This window comes from Mesorhizobium sp. M8A.F.Ca.ET.207.01.1.1, from assembly GCF_004794715.1.
Taxonomy (GTDB): domain Bacteria; phylum Pseudomonadota; class Alphaproteobacteria; order Rhizobiales; family Rhizobiaceae; genus Mesorhizobium.
Window position 1 is genome coordinate 1 of the sequence record NZ_SRUS01000294.1, and the last position, 341, is coordinate 341.

Genomic DNA, 341 nt, shown 5'->3' on the forward strand with positions numbered 1-341 from the left:
GCCGGCGAAGCTGGAAGCAAAGCCGGCCAGCGGCAGGGACAGCAGGGCGAGCAGCAGGATCGGACGGGTCATCGGTTCGAAGCCGGTTGTGAGGATCCGTGGAGCGTAACGGGTGCGTGAAGGATTTGCCCGGTTCAGGCGTCAAACAGCTTGCCGGGATTCAGCCGCGCTTGGGGATCGAACGCGCGTTTGACTGCCTTCATCAGCGCGATCTCGGCCGGGCCGCGGGTACTGTCCAGGTAGCCCTTCTTGACCAGGCCGATGCCGTGCTCGGCCGAGATGCTGCCATCGAAGCGCGCCAGTACCTGCGCCAGCAGCTTGGTCACCTGCTCGCACTGCGC

The 341-nt window shown here is 65.7% G+C and carries 1 protein-coding gene; it reads right to left on the bottom strand.

The window, feature by feature from the left end; translation table 11 throughout:
• Positions 1-134: 134 nt before the first annotated feature.
• The coding region (locus tag EN850_RS34610; protein ID WP_281407311.1) for an FAD-linked oxidase C-terminal domain-containing protein at positions 135-341 on the bottom strand (207 nt) is incomplete at its 5' end.